The organism is Laceyella tengchongensis (assembly GCF_900182735.1).
GTDB lineage: Bacteria > Bacillota > Bacilli > Thermoactinomycetales > Thermoactinomycetaceae > Laceyella > Laceyella tengchongensis.
In genome coordinates, this window is the sequence record NZ_FXTU01000011.1 from 1 (window position 1) to 18,926 (window position 18,926).

14 protein-coding genes and 2 rRNA genes are annotated in these 18,926 nt (G+C 51.4%); all 16 read left to right on the forward strand.

What is annotated here, in order from left to right:
• Positions 1 to 9: 9 nt before the first annotated feature.
• Positions 10 to 124: ribosomal RNA gene (rrf, locus tag QQZ12_RS15405) — 5S ribosomal RNA — on the forward strand.
• An 897-nt stretch (positions 125 to 1,021) separates the two neighbouring features.
• Positions 1,022 to 1,137, forward strand: a 5S ribosomal RNA gene (gene rrf / locus QQZ12_RS15410).
• Positions 1,138 to 3,320: 2,183 nt separating this feature from the next.
• A complete protein-coding gene (ggt, locus tag QQZ12_RS15415) occupies positions 3,321 to 5,012 on the forward strand; it encodes a gamma-glutamyltransferase (RefSeq protein WP_284724655.1) in 1,692 nt (563 codons plus the stop codon).
• Between the two features lie 465 nt (positions 5,013 to 5,477).
• A complete protein-coding gene (gene purE / locus QQZ12_RS15420) occupies positions 5,478 to 5,963 on the forward strand; it encodes a 5-(carboxyamino)imidazole ribonucleotide mutase (protein ID WP_262983048.1) in 486 nt (161 codons plus the stop codon).
• Positions 5,960 to 7,150 carry a 5-(carboxyamino)imidazole ribonucleotide synthase gene (purK, locus tag QQZ12_RS15425; protein WP_284724637.1) on the forward strand — a complete coding sequence of 397 codons (1,191 nt, stop codon included), beginning with the start codon at positions 5,960 to 5,962 and terminating at the stop codon, positions 7,148 to 7,150. Before purE ends, purK begins: the two co-directional genes overlap by 4 nt.
• A gap of 83 nt (positions 7,151 to 7,233) precedes the next feature.
• Positions 7,234 to 8,529 carry an adenylosuccinate lyase gene (purB, locus tag QQZ12_RS15430; protein WP_102991398.1) on the forward strand — a complete coding sequence of 432 codons (1,296 nt, stop codon included), beginning with the start codon at positions 7,234 to 7,236 and terminating at the stop codon, positions 8,527 to 8,529.
• A 129-nt stretch (positions 8,530 to 8,658) separates the two neighbouring features.
• On the forward strand, positions 8,659 to 9,369 hold the full coding sequence (purC, locus tag QQZ12_RS15435; RefSeq protein WP_102991399.1) for a phosphoribosylaminoimidazolesuccinocarboxamide synthase: 711 nt from the start codon (positions 8,659 to 8,661) through the stop codon (positions 9,367 to 9,369).
• Between the two features lies 1 nt (position 9,370).
• A complete protein-coding gene (gene purS, locus QQZ12_RS15440; protein WP_022735629.1) occupies positions 9,371 to 9,622 on the forward strand; it encodes a phosphoribosylformylglycinamidine synthase subunit PurS in 252 nt (83 codons plus the stop codon).
• Positions 9,623 to 10,306: a phosphoribosylformylglycinamidine synthase subunit PurQ gene (gene purQ / locus QQZ12_RS15445; protein WP_284724638.1), complete on the forward strand. Its 684-nt coding sequence runs from the start codon at positions 9,623 to 9,625 to the stop codon at positions 10,304 to 10,306.
• A 43-nt stretch (positions 10,307 to 10,349) separates the two neighbouring features.
• On the forward strand, positions 10,350 to 12,581 hold the full coding sequence (gene purL, locus QQZ12_RS15450) for a phosphoribosylformylglycinamidine synthase subunit PurL (protein ID WP_223248091.1): 2,232 nt from the start codon (positions 10,350 to 10,352) through the stop codon (positions 12,579 to 12,581).
• Entirely contained in the window at positions 12,545 to 13,966 is a 1,422-nt protein-coding gene (purF, locus tag QQZ12_RS15455; RefSeq protein ID WP_284724639.1) for an amidophosphoribosyltransferase, read from the forward strand. The genes purL and purF overlap by 37 nt, the downstream gene beginning before the upstream one ends.
• Positions 13,963 to 14,985 carry a phosphoribosylformylglycinamidine cyclo-ligase gene (gene purM / locus QQZ12_RS15460; protein ID WP_102991403.1) on the forward strand — a complete coding sequence of 341 codons (1,023 nt, stop codon included), beginning with the start codon at positions 13,963 to 13,965 and terminating at the stop codon, positions 14,983 to 14,985. The genes purF and purM overlap by 4 nt, the downstream gene beginning before the upstream one ends.
• Entirely contained in the window at positions 14,982 to 15,572 is a 591-nt protein-coding gene (purN, locus tag QQZ12_RS15465; RefSeq protein WP_102991404.1) for a phosphoribosylglycinamide formyltransferase, read from the forward strand. The genes purM and purN overlap by 4 nt, the downstream gene beginning before the upstream one ends.
• 48 nt (positions 15,573 to 15,620) lie before the next feature.
• Positions 15,621 to 17,165, forward strand: a complete 1,545-nt coding sequence (purH, locus tag QQZ12_RS15470; protein ID WP_102991405.1) for a bifunctional phosphoribosylaminoimidazolecarboxamide formyltransferase/IMP cyclohydrolase — start codon at positions 15,621 to 15,623, stop codon at positions 17,163 to 17,165.
• 75 nt (positions 17,166 to 17,240) lie between these two features.
• On the forward strand, positions 17,241 to 17,519 hold the full coding sequence (locus tag QQZ12_RS15475; RefSeq protein WP_102991406.1) for a hypothetical protein: 279 nt from the start codon (positions 17,241 to 17,243) through the stop codon (positions 17,517 to 17,519).
• A gap of 62 nt (positions 17,520 to 17,581) precedes the next feature.
• On the forward strand, positions 17,582 to 18,841 hold the full coding sequence (gene purD / locus QQZ12_RS15480) for a phosphoribosylamine--glycine ligase (protein ID WP_284724640.1): 1,260 nt from the start codon (positions 17,582 to 17,584) through the stop codon (positions 18,839 to 18,841).
• Positions 18,842 to 18,926 lie beyond the last annotated feature (85 nt).

The following is an 18,926-nucleotide window of genomic DNA, read 5'->3' on the forward strand; positions in this document are numbered from 1 at the left end:
AACATAACGTCTGGTGATGATGGCGGAGGGGACCCACCCGTTCCCATACCGAACACGGAAGTTAAGCCCTCCAGCGCCGATGGTACTTGGGCTTAAGCCCTGGGAGAGTAGGTCGTTGCCAGGCCACCAACCCCCACTTCAAAATGAAGTGGGGTTTTTGCTTTGTTTTGTGTTGGTAAGTGACTTCATCAGATGGCACTGCGAGTGGCCAAGGGGCAGAGTCGTTCGGAAACAAGTTCACTCTTGCTTAGGACAGGGAAACAGAGCTCTCTCATGTACATAACTTCGTCGCATGGGTGGATGGCTCGGAGTTGTTCCGGTGTCCTCATCCAGGCGTTTAGCCAATCACTGAGGTGCCATTCATCGTAGCCGAGACCATGCAAACACACACATATTCACATCTCTTCCACATCTCATCTAAGAAACGGATCAAAAACAGATCCGTTCTAGCGAACTATACCTATAGCGCAAAAAAACAATAAGCATGACTCGTAGTGGAACGACCTATTTCTATCACTTGAATGGACATGGAAAGAAGTCGTGCTACCGACTGATAACACAGATGTAGTGTTATGACGCGTTTGGGAATCGAGTCAACCAAACGGGCACTGTCGTAATCCCTATATGTACACTGGCTTTCATTAAGGAAACAGATAGAGAGCAAGTGACAAGGTGTTTGATGCGCTTATGGCGGAAGTATAGTAAAAAATAATAAACCTTTTCGAGGTGTATGATGAGTGGTTATCATATTTTTTTCATCATCGTTGGAATAATATTAATATGCGTGGGAATCTTTATGTCACGGAAACAGATAGAAGAACTGAAAGAAACGACGGGCTTAGGCTATGATCCAACCAACTTCTTGTGGAGGTTTATTTTATATTTACTGATTGTAAAATTACCTCCTATTTTCACAAGAATTTATTTCATTTTAGCTGGGGCCAGCTTGATCATTATAGTGTTGTTTCTTGCATATTATTAAATATAAGAGTGGTTCATACCTTGAAATAACCGCATGACGTCTGGTGATGATGGCGGAGGGGATCCACCCGTTTCCCATACTGAACACGGAAGTTAAGCCCTCCAGCGCCGATGGTACTTGGGCTTAAGCCCTGGGAGAGTAGGTCGTTGCCAGGCCACCAAACCCCACTTCAGAATGAAGTGGGGTTTTTGTATAGTTTTGTATTGGCAAGTTGTTTCATCATATAGCACTACCAGTGGCTAAAGGGCAGTGCTGTTCGGGAATTGGCTCACTTTTGCTTAGGACAAAAGAAGCAGAGTGGTCTCATGTGATAACTCCAGCGCATGGGTGAGTTGCCGGAGTTGTTCCGGTGCCCACATCTAGGCGTTTAACCAATCACTAAGGTGCCAAAGCTCATCATATAGCCGAGACCATGCAAACACACACATATTCACATCTCTTCCACATCTCATCTAAGAAACGGATCAAAAACGGATCCGTTCTAGCGAACTATACCTATAGCGCAAAAAAACAATAAGCATGACTCGTAGTGGAACGACCTATTTCTATCACTTGAATGGACATGGAAAGAAGTCGTGCTACCGACTGATAACACAGATGTAGTGTTATGACGCGTTTGGGAATCGAGTCAACCAAACGGGTACTGACGTAAACCCCCTATATGTACACTAGCTTTCATTGAGGATGCAGGATGAAATTATCTACAGAGCGGATTTGATCATCTAGATCCGAAATCTTGTTGACCAAAGAACATATTAAGGAGACCCGAACAATCTACTAACACAATACAAGGAGGTTTATGTTACTAACAATCCGGTACAAAAAGTAGATTTTGACGGGTATTGAGAAATTCACTATGAAAGGGGCTACGACTATTTTGGTTACGGGTTTCATTATGAGTGCAAACGGTGGTTCAATGGCTAGAGCCATTTTGACAGCAATTGACAAGGTGTTTAATGTGCATATGGCGGACGTATAGTAAAAAATAATAAACCTTTTCGAGGTGTATGATGAGTGGTTATCATATTTTTTTCATCATCGTTGGAATGATATTAATAGGTATAGGTATATTTATGTCACGGAAACAGATAGAAGAACTGAAAGAAATGATGAGATTTGACCTTGATCCAACTAGCTTTGTGAAGATGATTGTATATGTACTGATTATAAAGTTGCCCCCTATTTTTACGAGAATTTATTTTATATTACTTGGAACCGGCTTGATCATTTTCGTTTTGTTTTTTGTTTATTATTAAAAATAAGAATGGAGATCATATCCTGTTTAAATCGCTCTGGAGTTATTTACTCACAGGGCTTTTTCATTTTGCTTTGCTCCCTATCACTCGCCGAATGATCCCTCGTCCCACTTAGGATGAGGGGATCTAGGTGATGATAGATCTTTGTCTAGATACAAAATATCTTTCTGACCAAACCTATATTGTAGTCGGACAAGGAGGTAAGAGCGGAATGATTGATATCTAGTTGTAGCAGCTTTTCTGCATCCAAAAATAACACATAGCCAGTCTAAGATGTTTGCTTTGTTCGTGGTCATGATCGGGCGGTATTGCTGATGCTAGCACAGATGATTGATGCGAGCTGTGGACAATCTAGCTAGTCATCTAGTTCAGCCAACAGATAGGGAAAGCCAGTCAAGTTGGCAGAAGAGGACGGATGTCTAGTGAGATGAGTGATGGTGAGACCAGTTCGTATAAGTGCCGGCACAGTCAATCGCTGTGGATGTTTTAAGAATGAGGAGCCATGCTTTTTTGATTGAAGTGTGGGCAACCTTTGCTTTGAGGAAGTTTTTTAGGGAGCCAAAGGGCGCGAATGCCTGCCACTTGTAAGGTTGATTAGCAACAAGGATGTTAATGAACAAATTAAAAAATCAAGAAGGAATTATTATCTGTAAATTAAGAATAAAATTTTATATCAGATGGATTGTAAGTAGGATGAACAAAAAGGCGGCGTTGTTGGCTTTCCCTTGGGTGTATCTGACAAATTAGGCTGATGGGTGGGGATGCTGAAAAAAATCTTAAACGCTGATGGGCAGGTAATACGATGAGATAACCGTTTTGGAGCAGTTGGCTCATATATCAAACACACTTTATCCCCGCTTTGTCGTCTGCACAGAAATGCGGTGATCACGCTTTTGTGTTCTTTCTTGTAAGAGGTGCTGCCAACTTGGCTGTGAATGAACGGTAGGCACGCCGTCGCTTTTTTCGTCATCCACGCGTGAACCTCTATGGTGGAGCCATCGACCAAACACGAGGAGGGGATTTATTTGCGGCTTAGGAAAGTGTGCTTTGCCATCGGGCTGAGTCTACTTCTCGTCTTGGGTATGACTGTCGAATCGCCAGCCAAGATGAAGCTGCATGGACAGGACTTAGCGGCGGGAGACGGGATAGCAACTGGCAAAACCGGAATGGTGGTGACAGCCCACCCCTTGGCGTCAAAGGTGGGGGCAGATGTGTTGCGCAATGGGGGCAATGCAGTGGACGCGGCAGTGGCCATTCAATTTGCTCTCAATGTGGTGGAGCCGATGATGTCTGGCATCGGCGGTGGCGGATTTATGATGGTTTATGATGCAGATAGGAGCCAGGTAAGCATTGTCGACAGCCGTGAACGGGCACCTATGGCGGCCCACCCCCGGATGTTTCTAGATGAAAATGGAAAGGAAATCCCCTTCTCCGTCCGTGCGCATGAAGGGTATGCTGTCGGCGTTCCCGGCACATTGAAAGGGCTTGATGTAGCGCTAAACCGATGGGGTACCCGTCCTCTGGAGGAGTTGATCGATCCGGCGATCCGATTGGCGGAAAAAGGGGTTAGGGTGAACCGAACGCTGGCTCGGTCCATCGCTGAGAATCAGGAATGGCTGTCTCGAACCGCGGCGCGCGATTTATTTGTGCCTGATGGGAAACCCCTACAAGAAGGGGATTGGTTGGTGCAACGCGACTTGGCCCGCACGTTTCGCTTGATCAAAGCGAGAGGGATTGACGCGTTTTATGGTGGGCCTATTGGAAAAGCGCTTGTTAAGGAAGTGAACAAGCGGAACGGAGCAATGGAGTTATCCGATTTGGCGCGATATGAAGTAACCATCGACAAACCGCTCTGGGGATCATTGAATGGGGTAAAAGTGGCTATCATGCCTCCCCCCAGTTCGGGAGGTGTGGCAGTTCTTCATATCTTAAAGCTGTTGGAACGCGTGGATGCCAAGGATGTGGATTTGCGTTCTGCAGAGAAGTACCATCTGTTCACCGAAGCAATGCATCTAGCTTATGCCGATCGGGCCGCTTATCTGGGGGATCCCGAATTTGTTGATGTTCCCATCAAAGGGATGCTGGATTCGCGTTATATTGCCGAGAGAGCTGCGCTAATCAACAGGGAGCAAGCTAACAAGGATGTGAAACCGGGCGACCCCTGGAAGTATGAAAAAGAAAAGGGGATGAGGTCGGATGTATGGGAGGACCAGGAAAGCGGACAGACCACCCATTTCACGGTGGCTGACCGTTGGGGGAATCTGGTGTCTTACACCACCACGATTGAACAGGAATTCGGTACGGGCATCATGGTTCCGGGATATGGTTTTTTTCTCAACAATGAGCTGACTGATTTCGACGCTAAGCCGGGAGGCCCCAACGAAGTGCGACCGAATAAACGACCGCGGAGCAGCATGACTCCCACCATTATCTTTCGAAACGGAAAACCGCTGATGACGGTGGGGTCACCTGGAGGGGCGACGATTATCGCGTCTGTCTATCAGGTGATATTTAATAAGCTGAGCAAGGGTTTAGATTTGAAGCAGGCAATTGAAGAGCCACGCATTTACAGCTCTCGTTATCCCACCATCCGTTGGGAAAAAGGGGTTCCTGATCAAGCGCGAGAAGCGCTGACGCGAATGGGTCACCGTTTTGAAAGCGAGCCAACGGAGATAGGCAATGTAAACGCGATTTGGATTGACTGGGGAAAAAAACGGTACTATGGAGCTGGAGATTCATCGCGCGATAGCACAGCCATTGGACTAAATCGGTAAAAAGATGCCCCCTCCCTCAAGTACGCTTGTGGGGAGGGGGTATCTTTTTTGGGATGCAGAGTTCCGAAAGAGACAGGTGGTTGGCCGCAAACCAGGGGGATGACTGATCATCTGATCCTCATGCAGTAACAGGAAAACCTTCAACGATCATTTTCATTTCATTAGGGAATGTTCATGAATTTATTTAGCTTACCGCTTTCATGACCGATAGACAACAGAAAATCACATATAAACACGAACGCTGATAGTTGATGATTGGTTAATGTTCGTTTTTACCGTTGACTTTTTCACGGGTTCATTGTTACACTGGAAATGTGGTTGAGGAGGAAATCTCACATCCACACATCGTCTGTAGAAAGTTGGATGAAGCTAAGCCTAAGTAGTAGACTTCTATCACTCACATCTAAGAAAGGCTGTTGATTAGGCTTGTCTTCATCAAGAATAGATAGAAGGAGACGGATCAAGGTGAAACCAAAAGTTGGAGTCATAATGGGGAGCACTTCAGATTGGCCGACGATGCAAAAGGCATGCGACGTATTAGCCGAGTTGCAAATTCCGCACGAGGCGAAAGTCGTTTCCGCTCACCGGACACCGGATGAGATGTTTCGATACGCGGAAACGGCGGAAGAGCGAGGCATTGAAGTAATTGTCGCTGGTGCAGGCGGTGCGGCGCATCTGCCAGGCATGGTCGCTTCAAAAACGGTTTTGCCGGTGATCGGAGTACCGATCAAGACATCCGCTCTAAACGGGATGGATTCGTTGCTTTCAATTGTGCAGATGCCAGGGGGTGTTCCGGTTGCAACCGTAGCCATCGGCGATGCCGGGGCGGTCAACGCCGGATTGCTCGCGGCGGAAATGCTGGGCATTCAAGACAAAGCGTTGCGCGAGCGTTTAGCCAAACGGCGTGAACAAATCCGTAGTCGCGTGCTAAAGGAAAGTGAATTGAAATGATTGAGACGATGAAGCAAAAGACAGCGGGCTTGATCAAGCCAGGCCAGACGATCGGCATTTTGGGAGGCGGGCAACTGGGGCGCATGGTGATTCTCGAGGGGCGAAAGTTGGGATACCGCTTCGTCACATTGGACCCAGCGGCTGATTGCCCCGGAGGCCAAGTATCCGACCGGCATGTAAGCGCCCCTTACGATGATCAGGAGGCGGCAGCAAGCTTGGCAGAAGCCGCTGATATGATCTTGTATGAATTTGAAAACATCGACCCTGAGATCGTTAAAAAGCTAGAACAACAAACGTTGGTTCCGCAAGGTAGCCGCTTGCTTGAATTGACGCGACATCGTCTCATGGAGAAGCAAGCGCTCACTCGGGCTGGCATTCCGGTGGCACCCTATGTCGCCGTTGAAACAGAAGCCGACTTACGGCAAGCTTTGGCTGAGCTGGGGCTTCCGGCCGTGTTGAAAACAGCGACAGGCGGATATGATGGCAAAGGCCAGTGGATGCTAAAAACAGACCAGGACGTGGCCGCATTGCCAGCTGAGCTGTTTCAGCAAGGGAAAACCTTGGTTTTGGAGCAATTCATCCCTTTCCAAAAAGAATGTTCGGTCGTGGTGGCACGAAGTGTTCATGGCGAAGTGAAAGCTTTTCCGCCCTCTGTCAATTTGCACCGTCATCATATCCTGCATATGTCGGTGGCTCCCGCACCTCTGGCTGAAGGCGTGGCTGAACGGGCTGTGCGCCTAGCTGAGCAGGTGGCTGACTCGCTTGGGGTGGTGGGATTGGTGGCTGTAGAAATGTTTGTGCTCGCGTCCGGCGAATTGCTTGTCAATGAGCTGGCGCCGCGTCCGCACAATTCCGGCCATTATACGTTTGACGCTTGCCTCACGTCCCAATTTGAGCAATTTGTACGGGCTGTTGTCGGTTTGCCGTTGGGGCCGACTACGCTTACTTCCCCGGCGGTGATGGTGAATATTCTGGGGGAGCATGGCGAAGCATTTAACCAAGCATACGGCTTGTTGCCCGGACAGGTGAAAGTGCACTGGTATGGCAAGGAAATAGCGAAAAAAGGACGCAAGATGGGGCATGTCACGGTGGTGGATGATTTGGAGAGCGCAATCGCGTGGATCGACGCGTCGGGAATCTGGCCACCTTTGACGGAACAAGAAAAAAAGGTTATTTATGATAGATAATCATTTTTGCAGTCGGTATATGTGCCGGCAGTGAAATGGTTGTTAGTATCAATGAGGTTTTCTTAAAAAGGTGGGACAAGCAAATGATCGAACGTTATTCACGCCCAGAGATGGCAAAGATCTGGACGGAGCAAAACAAATTTGAAGCTTGGTTGGAAGTGGAAATCTTGGCCTGTGAAGCGTGGGCGGAGCTCGGCGTCATCCCCAAAGAAGATGTGGCGCAGATCCGCAAGAACGCCAAGGTGAACATTGATCGGGTGCATGAGATTGAACAAGACACCCGGCATGATGTGGTCGCCTTCACCCGTGCGGTGTCAGAAACGCTCGGACCGGAATCGAAATGGGTCCACTACGGCCTGACTTCAACGGACGTTGTCGACACGGCGCTTTCTTATCTGCTCAAACAAGCCAACGAAATCCTGCTCAAAGATATTGATAACTTAATCGAAGTGATCAAAGCGAAAGCGGAAGAACACAAAACGACGGTCATGATGGGCCGGACGCACGGCGTTCACGCGGAACCGACGACTTTCGGGCTCAAGCTGGCGCTGTGGTATGCGGAGATGAAGCGCAATCGGGAGCGCTTCGTACGGGCGATGGAAACGGTGCGTGTGGGCAAAATCTCCGGCGCGGTAGGTACGTACGCCAACATTGATCCGTTTGTAGAAAAGTATGTGTGCGAGAAGCTGGGCCTTGAGGCTTCGCCGATTTCCACACAAACCCTGCAACGCGACCGTCACGCCGAATACATGGCGACCTTGGCACTGATCGCCACATCACTTGATAAGTTCGCGACGGAAATCCGGGGCTTGCAGAAGAGTGAGACCCGCGAAGTGGAAGAGCCCTTCAGAAAAGGACAAAAAGGGTCTTCGGCGATGCCGCATAAGCGAAACCCAATCGGATGCGAAAATATCAGCGGATTGGCCCGCGTGATCCGTGGACACATGGTTTCTGCTTATGAAAACGTGCCGCTGTGGCATGAACGGGATATCTCGCATTCGTCGGTTGAACGGGTGATTCTCCCTGACGCAACGATTCTGCTCAACTACCTGCTTAACCGGTTTGCCAACATCGTGCGCGACCTCACCGTCTTCCCGGAGAATATGAAGCGGAACATGGAGCGCACCTTCGGGTTGATTTATTCACAACGCGTGCTCCTCAGTCTGATTAACAAAGGGCTGAAACGGGAAGAGGCTTACGACCGTGTGCAACGCCTTGCCATGCAAGCGTGGGAAGAGCAACGACCGTTTAAACCGCTTGTTAAAAGCGATGAGTTGATTTCCAAGACGTTGTCTCCGGAAGAGATCGAACAATGCTTTGATTACAGTTACCATTTGTCGCAGGTAGATACCATTTTCGCGCGTCTGGGCTTGAAGTGACCACCTGCTCATGGTGCGGGCATAAACCCGCATGATTTACAATCAGCTCTTATCAAGGTGCATGGGGGGAAGTAGCACGCTGTGCTCTTCTCCTCACCATCCACTTTTCTACTAAAGGGGCGACCAGCTGTGAGACCAGGAGATATGCTGTACGAAGGAAAGGCGAAACAACTGTTTTTGACGGAAGACAGTGCGGTGGTGCGGGTGAAATACAAAGATTCGGCCACTGCCTTCAACAATCAGAAACGGGCCACCTTGGAAGGCAAGGGGGAGATGAACAACCGCATCAGCACGTTTTTCTTCGAATTGCTGAATAAAAAAGGGATTGCAAACCATTTTATCAAGGCAATTTCGCCACTTGAGCAATTGGTAAAAAGAGTAGAAATCATCCCAATTGAGGTGGTTGTTCGCAATATTGCGGCGGGCACCATGGCGAAACGGTTGGGTATTGCCGAAGGAACCAAACTGAAACACACGATTGTCGAATTTTATTACAAGGATGACGCGCTGGGTGATCCGTTGATCACGGAAGAGCATATCTCCGTTCTCGAGTTGGCGACGCCAGAGCAAGTGGCCCAGCTACGGGAACAGGCGCTCCGAGTAAATGAAGTGCTGTCCGCGTTTCTGTTGGAACTAAATATCATCCTCGTCGATTTCAAGCTGGAGTTTGGTGTGGATGGGGATGGAAATGTTTTGCTCGCTGACGAAATTTCTCCAGACACCTGCCGTTTTTGGGACAAGGAAACTGGCGAACGGTTGGATAAAGACCGTTTCCGCCGCGACATGGGACAAGTTGTGGAAGCTTATCACGAAATCTGGAATCGTTTGGGAGGAAAATAACATGTTTAAAGCGACGATTTATGTCACCTTGAAGGATAGCGTATTGGACCCGCAAGGGGTTGCGGTCAAAGGTTCACTACACACGCTGGGATTTGAAGGCGTGCGCGATGTGCGGATCGGCAAGCGGGTGGAAGTGCTCTTAGAATGCGAAAGCCGCGCAGAGGCGGAGAAACAAATCAAAGAGCTGAGCGAAAAAGTGCTGTCCAATCCAGTGATCGAGAATTTCACATTTGAATTGGAAGAGGTGGCGTAAGTGCGGTTTGCCGTTCCTATTTTTCCGGGTTCCAACTGTGATTATGATTGCATCCACGCCGTTGAAGACATTTTGGGTGAACCGGTGGCGCCGGTTTGGCACCATGACACTGACCTGTCCTCCTTTGACGCGGTCATCCTGCCGGGAGGGTTCTCCTATGGCGACTATCTGCGTTGCGGGGCAATCGCCCGTTTTTCTCCCGTGATGGCGGCGGTGAAGGAAGGGGCTGCGGCGGGTAAGCTGGTCATCGGGATCTGCAACGGGTTTCAAGTGTTATGTGAATCAGGGCTTCTGCCGGGCGCGCTTATGCGCAACAACCACCTGAAATTCCGTTGCGACATCCAACCGATTCGGATCGAGAACAACCAAACGCCGTTTACATGCGCTTATGAAAATGGTCAGGTGATCCGTATTCCGATCGCCCATGGCGAAGGCAACTACTACTGTGATGAAGCGACATTGGCTGAACTGAAAGCGAACAACCAAATCGTATTCCGCTATGCGGGGGAGAATCCCAATGGGTCTGTGGACGACATTGCCGGGATTTGCAACAAAGCTGGCAACGTGTTGGGCATGATGCCGCATCCGGAACGGGCCATTTTTGACTGGATGGGCTCGGACGATGGAAAGTATCTCTTCAAATCCATGCTTCAATACTGGAAGGAGAATAGCCGTGTGGTCTGAACAAACAGTAGTCGAGCGTGTGGGCTTGGAGCCTACGCCGGAGATGATTCGTGAGCAGAAGTTATATCGGGAAATGGGCTTGACTGATGCAGAATACGACCAGGTATGTGGTCATTTGAACCGCCTGCCGAACTGGACGGAAGTGGGCATCTACAGCGTAATGTGGTCGGAGCACTGTAGTTATAAGAATTCCAAACCGCTGTTGAAGAAGTTTCCGACGGAAGGGCCGCGGGTGTTGCAAGGTCCGGGCGAAGGAGCTGGCGTCATTGATATCGGTGACGGACAAGCGGTGGTCTTCAAGATCGAGAGCCACAACCATCCTTCAGCGATCGAGCCCTTCCAAGGAGCGGCTACAGGCGTCGGCGGGATTATTCGTGACGTGTTTTCCATGGGTGCGCGCCCGGTGGCTTTGTTGAATTCCTTGCGTTTTGGCGATTTGCGCAATCCGCGGGTGCGATACCTGTTTGAACAAGTCGTGGCTGGAATCGCTCATTACGGCAATTGCATCGGGATCCCCACGGTTGGCGGTGAAGTGGTTTTCGATGGAGACAGCTATGAGGGCAATCCGTTGGTCAATGCGATGTGCGTGGGTATTCTCAACCATGATGAGTTGCAAAAAGGCGTTGCGATTGGCGTAGGAAACCCTGTGATTTATGTAGGTGCAAGCACCGGTCGGGACGGGATTCATGGGGCCACGTTTGCATCAGAAGAATTAAACGAGTCATCCGAAGAGAAGCGACCAGCGGTGCAAGTGGGCGATCCCTTCATGGAGAAGCTCTTGCTGGAAGCATGTTTGGAAATGGTGCAAAAAGGGATATTGATCGGGATTCAGGACATGGGTGCGGCGGGGCTTACCTGTTCCAGCGCGGAGATGGCGCAAAAAGGTGAGCATGGCCTTGAGATGAACCTCGATTTGGTTCCGCAGCGCGAAGAGGGCATGACCCCTTACGAGATCATGCTGTCCGAGTCGCAAGAACGCATGCTCTTGGTGGTAGAAGCTGGCCGGGAGGATGAAATCAAAGCCATTTGCGACAAATGGGGCTTGCAATCGGCTGTAGTGGGTCGCGTGACCGAAGGCAACCGGTATCGCTTGTTCCATCAAGGCAGATTGGTGGCAGACATCCCAGTTAATACGCTGGTGGACGATGCGCCGGTCTATGTGCGTGAAGAACGCGTCCCCCAATATTATGAGGAAAACGCAAAACGTCGCCCTGAAGAGGAGCTGGCAGATGTTGATCCGCAAGCCGCGTTGACGAAAGTGATGTCTTCGGTCAACATCGGTTCCAAACGCTGGGTGTATGAGCAGTATGACCATATGGTTCGCACCAGCACCGCAGTTCGTCCCGGTTCGGATGCGGCGGTAGTGGTGATTCGTGGTACGGAGAAGGGATTGGCGATGTCCACGGACGGAAACGGCCGGTATGTGTATCTTGATCCGGTGCAAGGGGGGCGCATCGCTGTGGCGGAATCTGCCCGCAACGTCGTGTGTTCTGGAGCGGAGCCGCTTGGTATCACGGACTGTCTCAATTTTGGTAGCCCCGAGAAGCCAGAAGTGTATTGGCAGATTTCCAAGGCGATCGATGGCATGGCGGAAGCGTGTCGGGTATTGGAAACGCCTGTCGTCGGCGGAAACGTCAGCTTGTATAACGAAACGAAAGGCAATCCGATTTACCCCACCCCGGTTGTGGGCATGGTCGGTTTGGTACAAAAGCGTGAACACATCACCACGCAAGCATTCAAAGAAGAAGGGGATGTCATCCTGCTGTTGGGTGACACCTACGCCGAATTGGGCGGAAGTGAATTGCAACATGTCGTGACGGGGCAAATCAGCGGTCGCCCGCCTGCCTGCGATTTGCAAAAGGAATTGGCTGTGCAGCAGACGGTCTTGGTAGCGATTCGCAGCGGCTGGGTGAAATCGGCGCACGATGTTAGCGAAGGCGGTATTGCTGTGGCTCTGGCAGAAAGCTGCATCAGCGGCAACCGAGGAGCGGCGGTTAGCCTGGAAACGGATTTGGCTCCGGTTGTCCATCTCTTCAGCGAAAGCCAATCTCGCGTCATCTTGAGCGTAAAGGCGGACGCAGTGGCGGATGTGATGAAGTTGGCTGAAGCCAAAGGTGTGGCTTGCCGGCAGATTGGCACCGTGACGGAAAAGGAAGAGCTCATCATCCACATCAATGGTGAGCAGGTGATTCAACAGGATGTTGCATATTTAAGCAAACAGTGGGAGGAAGCCATTCCATGCGCGATGAAAGCATCTTCGACCTCGACGAACTGAATGAAGAGTGCGGCGTCTTTGGAATCATCGGCCATGCTGACGCCGCCCAACTCACTTATTACGGTTTGCACGCTTTGCAACATCGCGGCCAAGAGAGCGCGGGCATTGTTACGACTGACGGCCAGAAGTTTTCGGTGCAAAGGGGCACCGGCTTGGTGACGGAAGTGTTTAACAACAACAATATCAAGCAACTGCTTGGGTCCACCGGAATCGGTCACGTGCGTTATTCGACCACGGGCGGCACCGGCCTTGCCAACGCGCAACCCTTGGTGTTCAAATACGCCAAAGGGGAATTGGCGATTGCGACCAAGGGGAATTTGGTTAACGCCAAAAAGTTGCGTCGTGATTTGGAAGAGTTGGGTTCCATTTTTCAAACGACGACTGACACGGAAGTGATCGCGCACCTGATTGCTCGCTCTTCGGCTCCCAACATCGTGGAGGCGGCCAAAGAGGCGTTGAATCAGCTGGTGGGAGCCTACGCACTGATGATCATGACCAATGATACCTTGATTGTGGCGGAAGATCCCCATGGTTTGCGCCCCTTGTCGATGGCTAAGATGGGGGAGGCGACCGTTTTCTCCTCGGAGACTTGTGCGTTTGACGTGATCGGGGCAGAGTTTGTACGCGACATCGAGCCGGGTGAAATGCTGGTTTTCGACGCGGAGGGGATGAGGACGACGACCTTCGCACCGAAAGCGGAGCGGGCTATTTGCTCGTTTGAGCACGTTTATTTCGCTCGCCCGGACAGCAACGTCGGCGGTGTCAATGTTCATGCGGCTCGCAAACGCATGGGCCGAATCTTGGCTGAGGAAGCGCCAGTTGAAGCGGATGTGGTTACTGGTGTGCCCGACTCCAGCACTTCAGCGGCTATCGGTTTTGCTGAAGCGACCGGTATCCCGTATGAGTTGGGGTTGATCAAGAACCGTTATGTGGGCCGGACGTTCATTCAGCCGAGCCAAGAGTTGCGCGAGCAAGGGGTTAAGATGAAGTTAAGCGCGGTGCGCGGGGTTGTGGCCGGCAAACGCGTGGTGATGGTGGATGATTCCATCGTACGCGGAACGACCAGCCGCCGCATCGTCACCATGCTGCGTGAAGCTGGCGCAACGGAAGTACATGTGCGCATCAGCTCTCCCCCAGTCAAAAATCCGTGTTTCTATGGCATCGACACACCAGATCGGGAGCAACTGATCGCCGCCCAAAAAACGGTGGAAGAAATTCGGCAGGAGATTGGGGCCGACACCCTCACTTTTATCAGTGTGGAGGGCATGTTGCGTGCGATTGGCCGTCCGGCGAGTGAACGAAACCGTGGCCACTGCATCGCTTGCTTCACCGGGGAATACCCCACTGTCCTTGAAGATGAGTTGGTATTGGAGGGGAAACGATGAGTGAGGCGTATAAAGCGGCTGGTGTCGATATCGATGCCGGCAATGAAACCGTGGATCGCATCAAAAAGCATGTCGCCCGTACCATGAGGGATGAGGTGCTGGGAGGATTGGGCGGGTTTGGCGGCTTGTTTGCCCTCAAATCATACAAGGAGCCAGTACTCGTGGCCGCGACCGATGGTGTAGGTACCAAGTTGAAAGTGGCTTTTGCGCTCGACCGTCACGATACGATCGGGATCGATTGCGTGGCCATGTGTGTGAATGACTTGGTTGTGCAAGGCGCAGAGCCGCTCTTTTTCCTCGACTACCTGGCAACGGGAAAATTGGCTCCAGCACAAGCGGAAGCGGTGGTCAAAGGGATCGCCGACGGGTGCGTCGAAGCCGGATGCGCGCTCATCGGCGGTGAGACAGCGGAGATGCCGGGCATGTACGCCAAGGGCGAGTATGATGTGGCTGGCTTTTGCGTCGGTGTCGTCGAACGCGATCGCGTGTTGACGGGTGCTACCATTCGCCCTGGGGATGCGTTAATCGGTTTGGCATCCAATGGCTTGCACAGCAATGGCTATTCGCTGGCGCGCAAAGTGTTGTTGGATGATGGCCGCTACCCGTTTGCGACGAAGGTACCGGGAACCGAGCAAACATTGGGCGAGGCGATGCTAGCTCCGACAAGAATCTATGTGAAAACATTCCTTGAGCTGATGCAACGGTTCCAGGTCAAGGGTGGTGCCCACATCACCGGCGGCGGGTTGATAGAGAACGTGCCCCGCATGTTGCCTGAAGGATGCCAGGCGCAGCTTGACAAGTCTTCTTGGGAAGTGCCGGGGATTTTCCGTTGGATCGAGGAAGTGGGCCAAGTGTCTGAAGAAGATATGTTCCGTACCTTTAACATGGGTGTTGGCATGGTTATCGCGGTGCCAGCCGAGGAAGCGGAAGAAGCGGTACGTGTGGCGCAGGAGCTCGGTGAACGGGCATTTGTTATCGGTCGGGTGGCAGAGGGCCCGCAGGAAGTGATCTGGGCATGAGCATCGCCGTGTTCGCTTCCGGTAGCGGAAGTAACTTTGAGAGACTGGTGGAGGCTTCGCGAGACCAAAAGTGGCCGGTGCCCATCCGGTTGTTGGTATGCGACAAGCCGGGGGCGAAGGTGTTGGAGCGGGCCGAGCGGCTGGGCATTCCCGCTGTTTGCGTCAGTCCCAAGACATTTGCTGATAAAGCGGCTTATGAAACGTTTGTACTCGCTGAACTGCGCAAGCATGGCATCGAGTGGATTGTGTTGGCGGGTTACATGCGGTTGATCGGTTCCACTTTGCTTGATGCGTATCCATGGCGAATTGTGAATATCCATCCATCTCTGTTGCCGGCCTTTCCTGGCAAGGATGCGATCGGGCAGGCGTTTGCTTACGGAGTGAAGGTCTCAGGCGTAAGTGTCCATTTGGTCGATGCGGGGATGGACACTGGACCGCTTCTGGCGCAGGTTCCTGTGTTGCTGGAAGAGGATGATGATTTGGAGAGTTTTACCACTAAGATTCATCAGGCTGAGCACCGCCTTTACCCGGAAGTGGTTTACCGATGGATTACCGGCGCCATCAAAACGCCGGACATGGAAGGCTAACGGCCATTTCAAAGACCCTCTGGTATGAGGGATGGGGAGGATTTGCAGGTGAGTATTCGTCGCGCGTTGATCAGCGTTTCAGATAAAACCGGGATTGTCTCATTCGCCAAACAGTTGGCTGAATTGGGGATCGAAATCATCTCCACCGGAGGTACGCACCGGGTGCTGGAAGAGGCGGGCGTTCCGGTTACGGGCATTTCGGAAGTGACTCATTTTCCGGAGATCATGGATGGGCGGGTCAAAACGTTGCATCCGAAAATTCATGGCGGACTCTTGGCGATCCGTGATTTGCCTTCGCATACCTCTGCGATGGAGGAAAACGGGATTGAAGCGATTGACCTCGTTGTGGTCAATCTATATCCATTCCAGCAGACGATTCAAAAGCCGGGCGTCACAGTGGAAGAAGCCATTGAAAATATTGATATCGGCGGTCCATCCATGGTTCGTTCCGCCGCCAAGAACCATCAATATGTCACCGTCGTGGTCGATCCCGCGGATTACGAAGAAGTGATCGCGCAATTGCAAAAGGATGGAAGTACGAGCTTGGAGACACGCCGCCAGTTGGCTGCTAAGGCATTTGGGCACACGGCGGCATACGATGCGTTGATTGCTAATTATTTCAATGAATTGCTCGGCATCACCTTCCCAGAGCAATTGACTGTCACCTACAACAAACAGCAGGCGTTGCGGTATGGTGAAAATCCGCATCAGCAAGCCGCTTTTTACCGCGAACCGCGGGCGGCAGCAGGCACCATCGCCTCCGCCAAGCAATTGCACGGCAAAGAGTTGTCTTATAACAATATCAATGATGCCAACGCAGCTTTGGAATTGGTGCGCGAATTCAGCGAACCGGCTGTGGTGGCGGTGAAGCACATGAACCCATGTGGAGTAGGTATCGGCGAGACCATCTCGGCCGCTTACCAAAAAGCGTATGAAGCCGATCCGGTGTCGATTTTCGGGGGCATTGTGGCGGCTAACCGTCCCATCGACAAAGAGACGGCGGAACAAATGAAAGGAATTTTCCTTGAAATCATCCTTGCTCCTTCTTTCACACCAGAGGCACTTGAGCTGTTAAGCACGAAAAAGAATTTGCGGTTGCTGGAATGGGGTGACAGCTCGCTGACTGAACCGGCGGCTGGCCTCAAAGTGCAGACGGTGGGCGGGGGCGCCTTGGTGCAAGAAGCCGATCTGGGGCAAGTGACGCAGAAACAGTGTGAGACAGTAACCGAGCGTGCGCCGAGTGAAGAAGAGTGGAAGCAGCTGCTCTTCGCTTGGAAAGTGGTTAAACACGTGAAATCCAATGCAATTGTGGTCGCCAAAGATTCCCGCACCTTGGGAGTGGGCGCAGGGCAGATGAATCGTGTCGGTTCGGCAGTGATCGCGCTCAACCAAGCTGGTGACGAGGCAAAAGGTGCCGTGCTGGCGTCCGATGCCTTTTTCCCGATGAAAGACACGGTAGAACAAGCCGCCAAAGCGGGGATCACGGCGATCATCCAGCCGGGTGGTTCGATTCGGGATCAAGAGTCGATCGATGAAGCGAACAAACACGGCATCGCCATGGTTTTCACCGGCATGCGCCATTTCAAACACTAAGAACCTTCTTGCCATGTATCGAGGGACCCTTCTGATGCGTATACTAAGACAAAAACGCTGACGGAGGGTTACCCTATGCGGATATTTGCTTGGGCCATTGGTTGGATGGTTATCGCCGTATGTTTGACGGGCATCACATCGTATTTGACATACGACTTTAATCTTCAGATTTGGCAAGCGCATCTGCGCACAGCCAGCGGCATTTTCTTTATGATCGCGCTGATCGTTGGCGGGGTGTTGACCACTGATGCGGCCTACCGCAGTCGAAAACGGTTTTTTTACCGGGAAGAGTGGTCCTTCATCTGTTTGCTGGTGACAGTGGGATTGTTCGGATTAAGTTTGATCTTGTCCTGATGCGTTCCCGGCTTTAGATGCGGGGTTCGGGGTTATAAAAGAGAAATGGGAGGGGACAAGCAATGCGAATCCTGGTGATCGGCAATGGCGGACGGGAGCACGCCATTGTATGGAAGTTGAAGCAGAGTCCCAAAGTGACGGAGATTTATTGTGCACCGGGCAATGGAGGCATTGCCGGACTGGCCACATGCGTGCCGATTGCAGTGGAAGATGTGGACGGCTTGGTCGCTTTCGCGCATGAAAAGCAGGTGGATTTGACAGTCGTAGGGCCTGAAGTGCCTCTGTTGCTAGGTGTGGTCGATCGGTTTGAACAGGAAGGTCTCAAAGTGTTCGGCCCACGCAAGCAAGCCGCGTTGATCGAGGGGAGCAAACGGTTTGCGAAAGAATTGATGCAAAAATACCACATTCCCACAGCCGCATTCGCTTCATTCACTGATGAAGAGAAAGCGAAGGCTTATGTGCGTAAGCAAGGTGCTCCCATCGTGATCAAAGCCGATGGCTTGGCTGCGGGCAAAGGGGTTGTCGTAGCGCAGACGGTGGCCGAGGCAGAACAGGCGATTGCCGATACGATGGAAGAGAAGGTGTTTGGTGAAGCGGGCAACGAAGTGGTCATTGAGGAGTTTTTAAGCGGGCAGGAAGTTTCGCTGATGGCTTTCTTAGACGGGAAGACGGTTAAGCCGATGGTGGTCGCGCAAGATCACAAGCCGGTGTATGACCATGACCAAGGGCCGAACACCGGAGGCATGGGCACGTATTCACCTGTTCCACAAATCCCGGAAAAAGTGGTGCAACAAGCAATTGACACCATTATTTGGCCGATGCACGAAGCTTTTCGTAATGAAGGGATAGAGTATAAAGGGGTATTGTATGCTGGTCTGATGATCACCGCGGATGGGCCCAAAGTCATAGAATTCAACGCCCGATTTGGTGATCCGGAAACCCAAGTTGTGTTGCCGCGGCTTAAGACCGACTTGGTTGAGGTGATGGAAGCGGTCATCGCTGGTAGATTGGACGAGCTATCCCTACAATGGAGTGAGCAGGCTGCCGTCTGTGTGATTTTGGCAGCGGGTGGCTATCCCAGCTCATATGAAAAAGGGTTGCCGATTACCGGTTTGGATGAGGTGGAGGAAGACACGATGGTGTTCCACGCCGGAACCAAACAGCAAGAAGATAGAGTCGTTACTGCTGGCGGACGCGTGCTGGGCGTGACCGCGACAGGAGCCGATATTGGGAAAGCACGGGAAAAAGCTTATCAGGAGTTGGCCAAAATTTCTTTCAAGGATATGCATTATCGCACTGATATTGCGGCCAAAGCGTTATAATAAAAAGCCGATCACGGATGTGGTCGGCTTCTTTTGAAACGGCTTATAAAAAAACGAGCCTAGTCATCCTCTTGGGCTCGTTGTT

Excerpts from the sequence above, each read along its gene's own strand:
- ggt (WP_284724655.1), top strand. The coding sequence starts at position 3,321 with ATGACTGTCGAATCGCCAGCCAAGATGAAGCTGCATGGACAGGACTTA.
- purB (WP_102991398.1), top strand. The coding sequence starts at position 7,234 with ATGATCGAACGTTATTCACGCCCAGAGATGGCAAAGATCTGGACGGAG.
- purN (WP_102991404.1), top strand. The coding sequence starts at position 14,982 with ATGAGCATCGCCGTGTTCGCTTCCGGTAGCGGAAGTAACTTTGAGAGA.
- purS (WP_022735629.1), top strand. The coding sequence starts at position 9,371 with ATGTTTAAAGCGACGATTTATGTCACCTTGAAGGATAGCGTATTGGAC.
- QQZ12_RS15475 (WP_102991406.1), top strand. The coding sequence starts at position 17,241 with ATGCGGATATTTGCTTGGGCCATTGGTTGGATGGTTATCGCCGTATGT.
- purD (WP_284724640.1), top strand. The coding sequence starts at position 17,582 with ATGCGAATCCTGGTGATCGGCAATGGCGGACGGGAGCACGCCATTGTA.
- purK (WP_284724637.1), top strand. The coding sequence starts at position 5,960 with ATGATTGAGACGATGAAGCAAAAGACAGCGGGCTTGATCAAGCCAGGC.
- purF (WP_284724639.1), top strand. The coding sequence starts at position 12,545 with ATGCGCGATGAAAGCATCTTCGACCTCGACGAACTGAATGAAGAGTGC.
- purM (WP_102991403.1), top strand. The coding sequence starts at position 13,963 with ATGAGTGAGGCGTATAAAGCGGCTGGTGTCGATATCGATGCCGGCAAT.
- purL (WP_223248091.1), top strand. The coding sequence starts at position 10,350 with ATGATTCGTGAGCAGAAGTTATATCGGGAAATGGGCTTGACTGATGCA.